Raw genomic sequence first — 14,351 nt, 5'->3', positions numbered from 1 at the left:
GCTTTATTAAGTAAGCAATGCAAGATACAGACATTTTAGTACACCAAAAAGCAAATACACTAGAACAAGAAAAAATTTTATTGTTAAAATAACCTTAAATAACCGCAGAAAAATTAAAATTTATTCTTCCTCGTTCCTAGTCTCTGACTAGGAATGCTATCAAGAGGCTCTGCCTCAATATCTCACAAATCAATCAATTCCACCTCTAATAAACTCGGCAATTCCATATAATTCCGGTAACTAGAATAACGCCAATGAGCCGGATCATCAACATACCCACGTCGCACCGGATTATTATGAATATATTCTAATTTTTGGATAAACATTTCTTCATTAGCAATTGCTTGGGGATGAAAACCTTCTTGCCACAGTTGATAATCTTGTTTGATCTTGTGTTTTAATTTATGAAATTCTAATTGATTAAGTATATATTCAGCATTATTTTTCTGGAGTAAATCAATAATGGAACGAGCCGTAAATGATTTAAAATTCCCTATTTCTTTAGATAAGTTTGCAGCCGCAGCGATGAGATGAAGATGATTTTCCATAATGACATAACCATATAATGTCAAACGCTGCTGACGTTGGAGAAAGTTGAGGGAATCTATGATAATTTGGACAAGTTCAATATTGCCAAATAATGGCATCCAATTTACTAATGTGCAGGTGAGGAAATGCGGTTGAGTTCCTAATACATGATAGCGGCTGCGTCCCATTGTTTCATTTAATTTGGTAGATGTGGTGATTTTATTTTAATATGAGAGGCAGTTTTTTAATAATAATGAGGGAATATGGGAGGCAGAGCCTCTAGAGGGCATTCCCAGTCAGAGACTGGGAACGAGGGAGGAACTACACATTTAACGGTTTTTTTGGGATGACTGGCGTTGGTACAGGGGCAATAGTTTCCTTACCTGTAATTAATCTCGCGCCACGATTGCGGGTAAAATAACTCCACAACCATTGAATCATCACAACTAATTTATTATCAAATTCAATGAGGAAGTAGATATGAATAAATAACCAAACAAACCACGCAAAGAAACCTCTGAGTTTGATAAATCCTAAATCAACAACTGCGGCGTGTTGCCCAATCATTGCTAAACTACCTCTATCCACATATTTGAATGGACGTAATGTTTCACCTTTCAACCGTTTTTGAATGAGTTTAGCCACATATTCGCCTTCCTGCATGGCGACTGGTGCAACTCCCGGTAAAGGTTTATCATTTTGATGGGCAAAATTTGCTAAGTCACCAACTACAAAGATGTTGGGAAATCCTTTAATACTTAGGTCTGGTTCAACCATAACACGACCAGCGCGATCGCTCTCAACTCCCGTCTTCTCTGTCAAAACTTTCCCCATTGGTGAGGCTTTCACACCCGCAGCCCACAACACGGTTTTTGCTGCAATTTCTTTAACATCATCACCTTGCTTAATCGTCACAATATCATTTTCAATATGTGTAACTAAGGTTTTGGTTTGCACATCCACACCTAAAGCTTTTAATGATACTTCTGCTGTGTGGGATAATTCCGGTGCAAAAGGTGGGAGAATCCGATCTAAACCTTCTAACAATAAAACTCTGGTTTCTGCGGTGTCAATGTTGCGGAAATCTTCTGTCAGGGTTTTAGTTGCCAATTCAGCGATCGCTCCCGCTAATTCTACCCCAGTTGGACCACCACCAACAATTACAAAAGTTAACAAGGCTTGGCGTTTTACCGGATCACTTTCGCTTTCAGCCGCTTCAAATGCTGAAAATATCCGCCGACGCATCTCAATGGCATCTTCTACAGTCTTTAAACCCGGTGCAAACTCTTCCCAGTTATCCTTCCCAAAATAGGAATGCTTCGCCCCTGTAGCCACAATTAAAGTATCGTAGGGGACAGATTCCGCGCCTACCATCACATTTTGGGCGCTAGTGTCAATATCATTCACTTCACCCAACAGCACCTTTGTATTTTTGCTCTTGCTGAGAACAGAACGCAAGGGAGAGGAAATATCCGCTGGGGACAAAGAACCTGTAGCAACTTGGTACAGCAGTGGTTGAAAGAGGTGAAAATTGCGTTTATCAATCAGCGTGATTTGCACATTGGCTTTAGCCATAGACTTAGCGGCATACAATCCACCAAAGCCACCACCAATAATCACAACTTGATGAACCGGTTTCTTGTCAGCTAGATCAACCATAAAAAATATTTCCTTCCATTACAGGGCTGTAACTATTCTTAACAAATTTGTATCAAAATTATCACAATTATTTCTGTTTATCTTGAACTTCTGAAAAAAAAATAAAAGTAGGGGATTGAAAGGAGTCAGGAGTCAGGAGTCAGGAGTCAGGAGTCAGGAGTCAGGAGTCAGGAGGAAGAAGGAAGAAGGAAGGAGGAAGGAGGAAGGAGGAAGGAGGAAGGAGGAAGGAGGAAGTTGGGTAATTGTAATTTTTATTCCCTGTTCCCTGTTCCCTATTCCCTGTTCCCCAATTTGCGATACAATCGTAAGTCTGCCAATTTCATGACAGCCTTTATAAACAGGAGATGCTTCTATGGCGCGTATGTATTATGATGAAGATGCTAATTTAGACCTTTTAAAAGGTAAAACCGTTGCTATTATTGGTTATGGTTCTCAAGGTCATGCTCACGCGCTGAATCTTAAAGATAGCGGTGTTAATGTCATTGTGGGATTATATCCCGGCAGTAAGTCCACAGCTAAGGCCGAAGCTGCTGGCTTGACTGTAAAAAATGTTGCTGATGCGGCCAAAGCTGCTGATTTCATCATGATTTTATTACCTGATGAAGTCCAAAAAACAATTTACAAAAACGAAATTGAACCCAATTTAGAAGCTGGAAACGTTTTAGCTTTTGCACATGGTTTTAATATCCATTTTGCACAGGTTGTACCTCCTGCTGATGTTGATGTCGTCATGGTTGCACCTAAAGGCCCTGGACATTTAGTGCGTCGTACTTATGAACAAGGACAAGGTGTACCTGCGTTATTTGCAGTGTATCAAGATGCCACTGGTCATGCCCGCGATCGCGCTATGGCTTATGCTAAAGGTGTTGGTGGTACACGCGCCGGTATTTTGGAAACCACTTTCCGGGAAGAAACCGAAACCGATTTGTTTGGGGAACAAGCAGTATTGTGTGGTGGTTTGAGTGCTTTAATCAAAGCCGGTTTTGAAACTTTAGTAGAAGCAGGTTATCAACCAGAACTCGCTTATTTTGAATGTCTGCACGAAGTCAAATTAATTGTGGATTTGGTGGTAGAAGGTGGTTTAGCGACAATGCGTGATAGTATTTCTAATACTGCCGAATATGGTGATTATACTCGCGGTCCTCGCGTTGTCACCGCCCAAACTAAAGCGGAAATGAAGAAGATTCTCAGCGAAATTCAATCTGGACAATTTGCGCGGGAATTCGTCTTAGAAAACCAAGCTGGTAAACCTGGTTTTACTGCTATGCGTCGTCAAGAAGCTGAACATCCTATTGAGGCTGTTGGTAAGGATTTACGCGCTATGTTTAGCTGGTTAAAGAAAGCGTAATTTGGGGGAATTGCAAAAGAGGTGATTGGTAATCATCAATCACTTCTTAACATCTATTTAGGGCTTATACCAGGAAAATAGCTATAATAAGATGAAGAAATAGTCAATTTACTATTTTTAACTGGTCTGTTACAATCTTCTCTTTATTCCTAATGTTTATTTCTCATATCATTCTCAAGAATTGGCGTAATTTTCTGTCAGTAGATGTTGGATTAGGTGACAGAGTTTTTGTAGTCGGTCCTAACGCTTGCGGCAAATCTAATTTTCTTGATGTATTTCGCTTTCTGCGTGATATTGTCAAGCCTGGAGGTGGATTACAAAAAGCGGTAAAAGATCGTGGAGGAGTACCAAAAATTCGTTGTTTATTAGCAAGAAGATATTCAGATATTGAGATAGAGATTCATATTTCCGAATCCTATAATCACCCTCCTAAATGGAAGTATGCTATCGGTATTAGGCAACAAAAGGGAGGTTCTAATCCACCTATTTTATCCTATGAACGAGTATGGAAAGAAAATAATCAGATCCTTGATAGACCAAATCATAAAGACGAAGAAGATAAGCTCAGAAAAACACAAACACATTTAGAGCAAATTAATGCTAATGCTGAATTCAGAGACATTGCTAAGTTTTTTGAATCAGTTCTATATCTACATCTTGTACCACAGTTACTCCGTTATCCAGAGGCATTTTCTGGACCGGTAATTTCAGAAGATCCTTTTGGCAGAAGTTTTCTAGAACGCATTACAAAAACTCCTGAAAAAACTCGCAAATCTCGACTAACAAAAATTGAAAATGCTTTGCGTTCTGCTGTTCCCCAATTGAAACAGCTTACTGATATAAAAGATGAAATGGGTGTTCCTCATTTAGAAGCAGTATATGAGCATTGGCGACCTCAAGCTGGTAAACAAAGGGAAGATCAATTTTCAGATGGAACATTACGTCTAATCGGCTTGTTATGGTCATTACTAGAAAGTGATTCACTACTACTTCTTGAAGAACCAGAGTTATCTTTAAATGCAGCTATAGTTAAAAAATTACCTTCTTTAATGTATCGAATACAGCGTCAGAAAAAAAGACAAATAATACTTACTACACATAGTGCAGATTTACTGGAAGACGAAGGAATTGGAGGTGAAGAAATCCTCCTTTTAACACCAAGTCCAGAAGGAACTAAAATTACGACTGCATCATTAATTGATAATGTCCGTGATCTTTTAGAAGGAGGTTTAAGCATAGCTGAAGCCGTATTGCCATTAACTAAACCATCTGAAATTAATCAATTGGAGATTCATTTATAGTGGACTTGATCTCTATTAATTTAGCTGTTGAAGACCCACTGAGTGAAGCTGTATTGCGAGTAATTTTACACCAATCAAACCGCCCTTATAGAGTGGGTAATTGTTATTCTAAACATGGTTTCGGCTATCTTAAAAAGAATATAAAAGGATTTAATAATGCTGCCAAAGGAACGCCTTATATAGTTTTAACAGACCTTGACAGAGCAGAGTGTCCGCAGGAACTAATTCAAGAATGGCTACCATATCCAAAACATCCTAATCTATTGTTTCGTATTGCTGTTAGGGAAATAGAAGCATGGCTTTTAGCTGATAGAGAAAGCTTTGCCAAATTCTTGGTAGTTTCACAAACATTGATTCCTCAAAATGTAGACGAAATTAGTGATCCAAAACAAACATTGATTAATATTGCCAGAAAATCTAAAAAACGTGAATTGCATGAAGCTATAGTTCCACAGTCCAACAGCACGGCAAAGGTAGGTAGAGACTATAATGGACAGTTAATTTACTTTGTTAATAACTATTGGCAAATGGAAGTGGCTAAGTTATCTTCCCCAAGCCTACAAAGGGCTATCAATGCTATAGCTAAATTTGACCCAATATAAAAGGTGCAAGTTGTGGCAGATGATGTTCCTAAAAAAGCACCGGTTCCTATCATTATCAACATAAATAAGCTGAGAAATATGACCATTTGCAATGAAGAACAAGAACATCAAATAGCTGAAGCCATTAGACCAATTCTGAAAAAATATGGCGGGGTATGTATTGTTTGTGATGCAAAATCAATTGTCAGTTAGTTAATTTTTGTAAACAAATATCAAATAATAAATCGAAAAGAAAATCTGATTTTTTGATTAATTTTGGTGGATACTCCAGTATAAAAGAAATAGATAAGTCATTACCCTGTAACAAGTTATATTATTGCATTGCTATAATCATTGTACAGCCAATGGAATAATCTCTGGAGTGTAGAAAATGGAATCTCTAATTTCAACTTTCACCCAAAATTTAGATTTTTCCGAATCGGAAATAACAGCAATACTTTCCACACCGTTAAATGAGGTACTAAATTCACCGGCTCTGAAACAAGAATTAGACAGTTTAGATATTAGCTTACTCAAAAAAACCTTACCTACAGCCGGTGCGGTATTAGCTGAACATTTACCACTTTTTTATGATTGGCTAAAAAACGAGTTAGGAGTTGAGCGTGTTCCCGACAGTCCAGATCATACAACAAAATGGGTGGTTGGTTTTCTCAATAATCAAGAAAGTATCAATCACTTAGTTGAATTACATCGTCCCGTACCCCACGCAGCTTTAGAACAAGCCGTTCCTCGGTTGGTGGGTTTATTTGATGGTGTGGAAGATGTGAAAGTGCGTCAAGAATGGGAAAAAGCAGTTGCCGCACTTTGTTTAGTTTTAGTAGTAGATGCCCGTGAACAGGAAAAACTGGCTAATTAATTGGAATTTATAGTCCGAATCAGGATTATTAAGATTAATTGATTAATAGGATTTAGTATGCAGATATTTGCAAACTTTCTGTTTTTCAGATTATTTCTCTGTCTGAATCAGGATGCTCAGGATTGAAGGATTAACAGGATTCAATATGCAGATATTTGCAAACTTTCTGTTTTTCAGATTATTTCAAGAATAACAATCCTGTAAATCTCTAAATCCTGTAAATCCTGATTCTGACATTTTGTAAATCCTGATTTTGACTTAAAGTGCTGGACGATGTTGAATCCAAGGGTTAGCGGCTTCTAATTGCGCTGCTAAACTAATTAAGGTAGACTCAGCCGCAGGTTTACCAATTAACTGTACACTTAGGGGTAAACCATGACTATCGAAACCGACAGGAAGGGCGATCGCAGGTAATCCGGTAGCATTTGCAACAGGACAAGGCGCGACCCAATGGGCAATTTTGGCAAATGTTTCTTCCGCACTCAAATCTGCCCATTCACCGACGCGAATGGGAGAATGGAGATAAACTGGTAATACCAATACATCTACAGTATCAAAAAATGCGATAATTTGCCGGGAGACAATTTGCATTTGGGAAAGTGCTTGCAGATATTCAGCTACAGAACCATTTTTTGCTAATAACCATTGGTTTAAAGGCTGTAAGGCTGGCGAAGGAATTCCTGCTGCTGCTATTCCAGCTTGCCAAACTACTATAAATGGTTCGATTAAACTACTAAAATCTGGGTATTTTTCCTCAACTTGATGTCCAAATTGTGCTAATAACCCGACGGTTTTTAATACTCCTTGTTTACAGTTAGCGTCAGCTTCTCCAAAGGGCAGAATACTGGTACTAAAGGCAATTTTCAGACTATCTAATTTGACTTGAGTTGCAGAGAGAAATGATGGTTGCGGATTTGGTAGCCAATAAGGATCACCTGTGACATAGCCAGAGATCACATCTAACATAGCCGCTGCATCAGCCACTGTGCGGGCAAGGGGACCATCCACCGCAATGCCCCCCAAGCGATCGCCTACAGGGGCTTTAGAGACTCTGCCTCTGGCTGGTTTGATGCCAACAACACCACAGCAAGCCGCCGGACCACGCACTGAACCACCACCATCTGAACCTTGGGCAATTGCACTTAATCCCGCTGCTACTGATGATGCTGCACCACCACTAGAACCACCAGGAGTATATTCTAAATTCCAAGGGTTTCTCGCTGGGGGAAATCCCGCAGGTTCACTGTAAGGATAAGAACCTAATTCCGAAGTTGCGGTTTTACCAAGAATAATAAAACCAGCTTGTTTAATTCTGGTAACTACACCATCATCATGATTAGCAATATTATTTAACAGTGCCGAATTTCCGTAAGTACAAGTAACACCCGCAACCGCACTTAAGTCTTTAATGGAAATTGGTACACCAAAAAATGGCGGTAATTCTGAAGTCGTTGTCAGTAATTCTGTTTTGTTTTTAGCATCAGCAATGGCTAAATCTGCCGTGACTGTAAAATAACTTCCCAGTTGGGGATTTAAGCGTTCGATTCTTTCTAAATATACTTCCACCAACTCTAGAGGTGACACTTCCCGCAGACGGATTAATTGCGCTAACTCTAAAGCTGGGGTAAAAGCTAAATCATTGTTATTCATAGATATAAATTTGCCAACTTCACTTGTGACTTTAGCAGGATTTTTGAGAATTATCGCTATTGGACTTATTGCAAGAATCGGAAAAGTTGACAGGAAAATACTCTCCTTTTCCCGAATTCTACAAAAGGTCTAATTCGTGTTTTTATACTTTACAACAACTCTCAACTTACAGGATAGATTGGAAAGTTTGAAAGCCCCTGAGAAACAGGAACGAAGTTCCGTCTTTCGTGCTTTAGACAGGGGATGAAAAACGGCACGGGCAGTTCGACAAGCTCACTGACCACGGTTTTAACCGCCTTCAATATTTCACCATTAATCATCTTGACTATCTTACTGCACAAAATGTAGTATAAGACTGGAGGTGAAAACGATGCTAGTTTTTGAGTTCAAGACTTACGGAAAATCAGTTCAATTCAGCGCAATAGATGATGCAATTCGTACCGCTCAATTCGTTCGCAATAGCTGTATTCGGCTATGGATGGACATAAAAGACACGGGCAAAAACGACTTGCAGAAATATTGTGCTGTTTTAGCAGCTAATTTTCCATTCGCTAATGAACTTAACTCAATGGCTAGACAAGCCAGTGCTGAACGAGCATGGTCTTCTATCTCTCGGTTTTATGATAATTCCAAGAAGAATATTCCTGGTTTAAAAGGATATCCTCAATTTCAAAAAGATTGCCGTTCTATTGAATACAAAACATCAGGATGGAAACTTTCAGAAGATCGTAAATCTATCACATTTACCGATAAAAAAGGTATTGGTAGATTAAAAATAAAAGGGACTCGTGATTTGCATTTTTATCAAATAAATCAAATCAAACGAGTCAGATTAGTCAAACGGGCTGATGGTTATTATTGTCAGTTTTGTATTGACGTTAATCGCCAAGAAGATATAACTCCATCAGGAAGTACGATTGGATTGGATGTAGGCTTAAAAGAATACTACACAGATTCCAATGGTGAAATGATTGAGAACCCTAAATTTCTTCGTGAGGGAGAAAAGGTTCTTAAACGTTCACAACGTCGTGTTTCTAGGAAAGTCAAAGGTTCAAAAAATAGAGGCAAGGCTAGACAGATTTTAAGTAAACGCCACCTCAAAATAAGTAGGAAACGTAAAGACCATGCTATTAAATTAGCACGGTGCGTAGTTCAGTCTAACGACTTGATAGCCTATGAAGATTTGAGAATTAAAAATATGGTGAAAAATCATTGTCTAGCCAAGTCTATTAACGACGCATCTTGGTATCAGTTTCGTGTCTGGCTTGAATATTTTGGAAAAGTATTTAAGAGAGTCACAGTAGCGGTTAATCCGCAATACACAAGCCAAGAATGCTCTAGGTGTGGTGAAGTTATCAAAAAATCTTTATCCACCAGAACGCATATTTGTAAATGCGGTTGTGTAATGGATAGAGATGAAAATGCAGCTAGAAATATCCTGAGTCGAGGATTGAGTACGGTAGGGCATACCGGAACTTTCATGCTAGACATGAGCAACGCTTTGGGAGATAAGACCTCTACTCGTGCTGGAGAAATCCTGGATGAGCAAGTCATGTCCTTGAACAAAGAATCCCCGTGTCTTTAGACCGGGGAGTGTCAAAGAGTCATAATTTAATAGGGCGAACGATGGGGATCGAACCCACGAATGGTGGTACCACAAACCACTGCCTTAACCACTTGGCTACGCTCGCCATTCACTCTGTGAGTATAGCATTACCTCCAGAAAATAATCAAGCTTTTTTTAGCAGAAATTAGATAATTTTCTTGGTAGTGTTTAAAAGACTAATAAATATACCAGTTCAGGCTAGAATATGAAACCTTTGACTATTCTTATATGTGTAGGAGCAGCGAGCGTTACCGTCCTGGGAGCAATTATGGCGAAAACTAACCCCAATCAGGGTGAATATGAACAATATGCCGTTCAAAAGCTGACAACATATTTAGAAGCTGATGTCTGTCACAAAACACCAAGTTTCTTGGAAAAATTAATCAAAGTTAATTGTCAAGAATTGCTTCAATCCGCCACACCACACATCAAAGAACTGATTACCACCACAACTAACCGACAAGACTATATAATCTTTAGTATTTACCGCACGGAAATCAAACTTGATTCTTGGATACCAGGATACAAATTTGAAACAGTGGGAGCATTGAATCAATTTTATACTTACAATGCTGAAGAAAAATAAATTAGCATCTTTCTCCTGTGTTTCTCAGTCCCCCAGTCCCCAGTCCCCAAATATGCAAATTAATAAAATTACAGCTTATCTTTTAGTGTCTCATGGGAGTCGTGATCCTCGTCCAGATATTGCTATGCAGCAATTAGCGGGAATGTTAAGTGAGATATTACCCCAAGGTGAAAATTTCGTAGGTGTTGCTACTCTAGAGGCTAATATCCAACCTTTACACCTGCAAATTCAAGATTTTGCTCATCGTGTTCAGGCTTTTGGTTGTCAAAGGGTGCAAATTATCCCCCTATTTTTGTTACCGGGATTTCATGTTATGACTGATATTCCCGCAGAAATCGCCCTTGCAGAACAGGCCATAACTGAAGGAATGACAATAGAATTGCGTCCTTATATTGGTAGTTATCCTGGTTTAGAAAAGTTTTTTGCGGGGATGATGACTACGATTAAAGCAGATGTATCTATTATTTTGGCTCATGGTAGCCGACGGGCTGGTTCTCATGCCCCTGTGGAAAATATAGCAGCTACTGTGGACGCAGTTACAGCTTATTGGTCCGTCCCTCCCAGTTTAGAAGTCAGAGTACAGGAATTGATAGCCGCTGGTTATGGACGAATTGCGATTTTCCCCTATTTTTTATTTACAGGTGGGATAACTGATGCGATCGCTCTGGCAGTAGAAACGCTAAAATTACAATTTCCATCAGTCAGTTTTCAACTCGCACAACCATTAGGAACAAGTCGAGAATTTGCGAATTTAATCGAGAATTTCATCAAAGAAGAGGACAAAGTTTTTGGGTAAAGTTTATTTAGTTGGTGCTGGACCTGGAGATCCTGGACTCATGACTCTCAAAGGAAAGGGTTTATTAGCCTGTGCAGATGTGGTTATTTATGATGCTTTGGTGAGTCCAGAAGTGCTGGAAATGATCAATCCTGAAGCAGAAAAAATCAATGCGGGTAAACGCATGGGTAGACATTCACTGTTACAGGAAGTCACCACCCAATTACTGATTGAGAAAGCGGAGAATAATGCCATAGTTGTTCGGCTTAAAGGTGGTGATCCTTTTATCTTCGGTCGTGGTGGGGAAGAAATGGCGGAATTAGTAGCCGCCGGGATTTCCGTGGAAGTTGTGCCAGGGATTACATCAGGAATCGCCGCAGCGGCCTATGCTGGTATTCCTTTAACCCATCGTCTTTATAGTTCTTCTGTTACTTTTGTAACTGGACATGAATCCGCCGGTAAGTATAAACCCCAGGTAAATTGGCAAGCCATAGCGCACGGTTCGGAAACTATCGTAATTTATATGGGTATTCACAATTTACCCTACATTATTGAACAGTTTACTCTAGCTGGATTGAGTTTAGATACACCTATTGCTTTAATTCGCTGGGGAACTCGGCCAGAACAGGAAGAATTAATTGGTGAATTGGGGACAATTGTAGAACAAGTGGAAGCAAAGGGATTTCTTGCACCGGCAATAGCTGTAATTGGTGCAGTCGTTAAAATGCACGGTATATTATCTGATTCTGTACAGGAAAAGTTTGGTTAGGGTTACACTGATTAAATCCTTTTTATTTGTCCTTTGTGTTGATATTCTGTTGTTGAATAATCTCGCTAATTTCTGCCAAACTTAAATTTAAAACCTGTGCGATTTGTTCTCTAGTTAAACCCAATGCTATCAAACCAGGAACTGCGTCTAACTTGGCTTTGTGTTCACCTTCTTCTATTCCCTCTTCTTTTGCTTCTTGATAAAATCGGGTTTGTTTTAACTCACTTAATCCAAACATGGCTTCTATTTCCTCCCTATTCATTCTTGGAAACTTGTAAATTAAAATTGTCTCGATGATTTGTAATACTTGTTGCTGTTGAAATTGAGAATCTATTTCTTGTTTAGTTCTGGTGATTAATTCTCTAGCTTGGGTAATGGAATTATCTGGGTTAGCGATGATTAGTTTTATTGTAGCAATACCAATGGGTAAAGATGTTGTTTCTGCTAATTCATCGAGATAAATAACTCTAACTCGTTGACTCGTAAAAAATTCCTGATAATGCTGAATATCTTGTGTATCTATGCTGCGCGTTGGATAGATAACTACAGCATTCCAGTTATTTTTGGGTTTGTTTTGGCGGATGTAAAGAAAGATTTCGCTAAAAAGTCTATGGTAGAGATCCGTATCTAGTTGAAATTGTACTTCTAAAAAGTAGATGGGGTTATCTGTATTTTGGTTAGGTAAGAAAACTCCATCTATTCTCAAGGCTGTTTGTTTGACTTCAACTGATGAAAATTGATAAAGTTCTGCTAGTTGGGGAGAGTTACCAATAAGTTCAAAAAATATGCTGGGTATTTCTTGAAACAATCGGTAAAATATGCTGTCTGTTTTCATTTTAAAAAGGTTTATTACATTTTATTAATGCAGCCTACAGGATTAGCGATCGCTTCATGTTCGAGATGTAGGTACTAAGTCATAAAAACTCATGAAATAGGTTATCAAAGGGTTCTGTATTTTTCCAGCGATAGGTGTTAAAGTCTCGATAATCAACTGATAAAATTTGTCCATGACCTAATTCTTCTGCCAGAATAACGAGAGAGGCATCGGCTAAATCCATCGGTAAATCTTTATATTTTTCCATTAGTTCTTCAATACGCTGGCAATGATGTTGTTTGAGATCAAATATTTGTAGCTTTCCTGTGGAAATTTTATTAATAAAGATTTTTGGAGCATCTATTCCTACTCTTTTTTGTAATAGATAGCACGTTTCTGTGACGACACACCAGGTTGTAATAAATTTCTGATTAGCTAAATCTTGAAATCGTTTTTTGGCGGATATATGAACTGCATCTTTTTTATTAGCAAGAGCTAACCAAAAGCCTGTATCAACTATGATCATATTTTTGATTAATTTCACGATCTAAGTAGTTTTTATAGTTTTGTGAGAGGTCTGTTTCAGCTTCTATGCAACCGATAAAGTCTGACCAGTCTGGCAAGGAATTTTCTGAAGATTCTTGTTGATTCAGAAGATAGCGTTTTTTCAGGACTTTTACGAGTTCGACTATGATTTGTTGTGCATCGGGAGGAAGAGATGCAATATCTTGTTGAATTGTATTTAAGTTCATAATTTGATTTTGGTGTTTCCCTGATTATAGTTTAGCAACAAATGTTTTTACTAAACCACCTGAGTTCGATATAAATTTTTAGAAATATATCCTTTATCTCCAAAAAGTCTTCCCCATAAATTTTGTGCCAAAGTAGGAACTGGTTTCCGGTCATCAACATTTCCGGGAGTAACTTGAAAAGCTAATAATTCGCCTTGTTCATTAATAATTAAATGAAGTTTAAATCCAAAGTACCAATCCACAGAACTCTTGCCCCAGCCCGATAAGCCACGGAAAACTTTATTTCTTTTTGCTCTTTTATTATGACAAATATACCCATGCTGTCAATAAAAGAGATGCCACTACATTGACCTTTTCGACTATTAAGATAACAAATTAAAGGCAGTAAAGCATCAGGCATTAATTCAACAAAGCGATTATAACTCACTAAAGATGGAAAATATCTGTGGTAGTTTGTTAAAATGCTTTTTTGATAATAGTCCTGAAAATTACGATAACTTGATTGGTGAAAATGAACAATAATAGTCATGACTTCACTTAAACATAAGCGACTTTTTCTTTTTCTTTTTTGTGACTGGCTCGAAATTAGTTCTGAGTTCAATTTTGCTTCAAAATCCCAACAGAAATCATCTATTGCACAAAATAATTGTTCTAATTCCATTGTCCATTTTCCTTGCTCAAACAACTACTTTATTCTTAAATCTTTGGTGCAATCTTGAGAATGATTAATAATGTTATTTAATGGTTTTTAAGAAAAATTTACAATTTATATTATTTATTCCCAATCAATTGTCAACAACCGAAAATTATTGACAACCGCTAAAAATTTATTTAATCCTGAAACTCTTTCCAGTCAACACTTGTAAGTTATTCTCTTACGTCGAACTCAGGTAGGTTCAGCATAACAGCTTCGCCATCAGGGGCGCGAACGGATATTGAAAAAACACCAACGATATGGAGCAACGCCCCAAAAAGTTATTAGAGCCGGTGTAAGATGTTATCGCCCTTTCAGTTAATTTATAGTTTTCAGTTCTTTTTTAGATATTATATCGTTAATGTTGGGTTTCGTTCCTCAACCCAACCTACAAGATCAGCGATCGCACTC

The 14,351-nt window shown here is 38.3% G+C and carries 18 protein-coding genes and 1 tRNA gene; 10 read left to right on the top strand and 9 right to left on the bottom strand.

The features are described from left to right. Nucleotides 1–182 precede the first annotated feature (182 nt). Both FJR08_RS09780 and FJR08_RS09775 read right to left on the bottom strand, forming a co-directional pair. Nucleotides 183–716 carry a transposase gene (locus FJR08_RS09780; RefSeq protein ID WP_015078995.1) on the bottom strand — a complete coding sequence of 178 codons (534 nt, stop codon included), beginning with the start codon at nt 714–716 and terminating at the stop codon, nt 183–185. 133 nt (nt 717–849) lie between these two features. After that, nucleotides 850–2,187: an NAD(P)/FAD-dependent oxidoreductase gene (locus FJR08_RS09775; RefSeq protein ID WP_168633027.1), complete on the bottom strand. Its 1,338-nt coding sequence runs from the start codon at nt 2,185–2,187 to the stop codon at nt 850–852. A 115-nt stretch (nt 2,188–2,302) separates the two neighbouring features. Between FJR08_RS09775 and FJR08_RS23195 the strand changes: the two genes are divergently transcribed. From FJR08_RS23195 to FJR08_RS09750, 6 genes are all read left to right on the top strand, one after another. After that, on the top strand, nt 2,303–2,512 hold the full coding sequence (locus FJR08_RS23195; RefSeq protein ID WP_217357500.1) for a hypothetical protein: 210 nt from the start codon (nt 2,303–2,305) through the stop codon (nt 2,510–2,512). 27 nt (nt 2,513–2,539) lie between these two features. Then, on the top strand, nt 2,540–3,535 hold the full coding sequence (gene ilvC, locus FJR08_RS09770; RefSeq protein ID WP_015078997.1) for a ketol-acid reductoisomerase: 996 nt from the start codon (nt 2,540–2,542) through the stop codon (nt 3,533–3,535). 152 nt (nt 3,536–3,687) lie between these two features. After that, nucleotides 3,688–4,836: an AAA family ATPase gene (locus FJR08_RS09765; RefSeq protein ID WP_168633026.1), complete on the top strand. Its 1,149-nt coding sequence runs from the start codon at nt 3,688–3,690 to the stop codon at nt 4,834–4,836. Then, nucleotides 4,836–5,438 (top strand): DUF4276 family protein, encoded by a 603-nt coding sequence (locus tag FJR08_RS09760; protein ID WP_168633025.1) that lies wholly within the window; start codon nt 4,836–4,838, stop codon nt 5,436–5,438. The genes FJR08_RS09765 and FJR08_RS09760 overlap by 1 nt, the downstream gene beginning before the upstream one ends. 12 nt (nt 5,439–5,450) lie before the next feature. Continuing rightward, nucleotides 5,451–5,630 (top strand): hypothetical protein, encoded by a 180-nt coding sequence (locus tag FJR08_RS09755; protein WP_168633024.1) that lies wholly within the window; start codon nt 5,451–5,453, stop codon nt 5,628–5,630. Nucleotides 5,631–5,808: 178 nt separating this feature from the next. Then, complete coding sequence (locus FJR08_RS09750) at nt 5,809–6,294, top strand: hypothetical protein (protein ID WP_015078998.1); 486 nt, start codon at nt 5,809–5,811, stop codon at nt 6,292–6,294. Between the two features lie 258 nt (nt 6,295–6,552). Here the strand turns inward: FJR08_RS09750 and FJR08_RS09745 are convergent, their stop codons facing one another. Next, complete coding sequence (locus FJR08_RS09745) at nt 6,553–7,944, bottom strand: amidase (protein WP_168633023.1); 1,392 nt, start codon at nt 7,942–7,944, stop codon at nt 6,553–6,555. A 370-nt stretch (nt 7,945–8,314) separates the two neighbouring features. Here FJR08_RS09745 and FJR08_RS09740 point away from each other — a divergent pair, with 370 nt between their 5' ends. Next, nucleotides 8,315–9,529: an RNA-guided endonuclease TnpB family protein gene (locus FJR08_RS09740; RefSeq protein ID WP_168633022.1), complete on the top strand. Its 1,215-nt coding sequence runs from the start codon at nt 8,315–8,317 to the stop codon at nt 9,527–9,529. 33 nt (nt 9,530–9,562) lie between these two features. Here the strand turns inward: FJR08_RS09740 and FJR08_RS09735 are convergent. Beyond that, nucleotides 9,563–9,635 (bottom strand) — tRNA-His (locus FJR08_RS09735). 120 nt (nt 9,636–9,755) lie between these two features. Between FJR08_RS09735 and FJR08_RS09730 the strand changes: the two genes are divergently transcribed. Genes FJR08_RS09730 through cobA form a run of 3 tightly spaced genes read left to right on the top strand, consistent with a single transcriptional unit; the run spans nt 9,756 to nt 11,680 of the window. Next, complete coding sequence (locus FJR08_RS09730) at nt 9,756–10,136, top strand: DUF4359 domain-containing protein (protein ID WP_015079000.1); 381 nt, start codon at nt 9,756–9,758, stop codon at nt 10,134–10,136. Next, complete coding sequence (locus FJR08_RS09725; protein ID WP_254435726.1) at nt 10,120–10,932, top strand: sirohydrochlorin chelatase; 813 nt, start codon at nt 10,120–10,122, stop codon at nt 10,930–10,932. The genes FJR08_RS09730 and FJR08_RS09725 overlap by 17 nt, the downstream gene beginning before the upstream one ends. Continuing rightward, nucleotides 10,925–11,680: a uroporphyrinogen-III C-methyltransferase gene (gene cobA / locus FJR08_RS09720; RefSeq protein WP_015079002.1), complete on the top strand. Its 756-nt coding sequence runs from the start codon at nt 10,925–10,927 to the stop codon at nt 11,678–11,680. Before FJR08_RS09725 ends, cobA begins: the two co-directional genes overlap by 8 nt. Before the next feature lie 22 nt (nt 11,681–11,702). Here the strand turns inward: cobA and FJR08_RS09715 are convergent, their stop codons facing one another. The 5 genes from FJR08_RS09715 to FJR08_RS09695 form a co-directional block, all read right to left on the bottom strand. After that, complete coding sequence (locus FJR08_RS09715; protein ID WP_168633021.1) at nt 11,703–12,515, bottom strand: Rpn family recombination-promoting nuclease/putative transposase; 813 nt, start codon at nt 12,513–12,515, stop codon at nt 11,703–11,705. 79 nt (nt 12,516–12,594) lie between these two features. Next, complete coding sequence (locus tag FJR08_RS09710) at nt 12,595–13,020, bottom strand: type II toxin-antitoxin system VapC family toxin (protein ID WP_168633020.1); 426 nt, start codon at nt 13,018–13,020, stop codon at nt 12,595–12,597. Next, complete coding sequence (locus FJR08_RS09705) at nt 13,007–13,246, bottom strand: hypothetical protein (protein ID WP_168633019.1); 240 nt, start codon at nt 13,244–13,246, stop codon at nt 13,007–13,009. The genes FJR08_RS09710 and FJR08_RS09705 overlap by 14 nt, the downstream gene beginning before the upstream one ends. A gap of 50 nt (nt 13,247–13,296) precedes the next feature. Next, nucleotides 13,297–13,557: a transposase gene (locus FJR08_RS09700; protein ID WP_168633044.1), complete on the bottom strand. Its 261-nt coding sequence runs from the start codon at nt 13,555–13,557 to the stop codon at nt 13,297–13,299. Further along, nucleotides 13,455–13,907 carry a hypothetical protein gene (locus tag FJR08_RS09695; RefSeq protein WP_168633018.1) on the bottom strand — a complete coding sequence of 151 codons (453 nt, stop codon included), beginning with the start codon at nt 13,905–13,907 and terminating at the stop codon, nt 13,455–13,457. Before FJR08_RS09695 ends, FJR08_RS09700 begins: the two co-directional genes overlap by 103 nt. Nucleotides 13,908–14,351 lie beyond the last annotated feature (444 nt).

Source organism: Dolichospermum sp. UHCC 0260 (assembly GCF_009711985.1).
Taxonomy (GTDB): Bacteria; Cyanobacteriota; Cyanobacteriia; order Cyanobacteriales; family Nostocaceae; genus Dolichospermum; species Dolichospermum lemmermannii.
The sequence above is the reverse complement of the archived record's forward strand: the minus strand, read 5'-3'. Positions and strand labels throughout refer to the sequence as shown.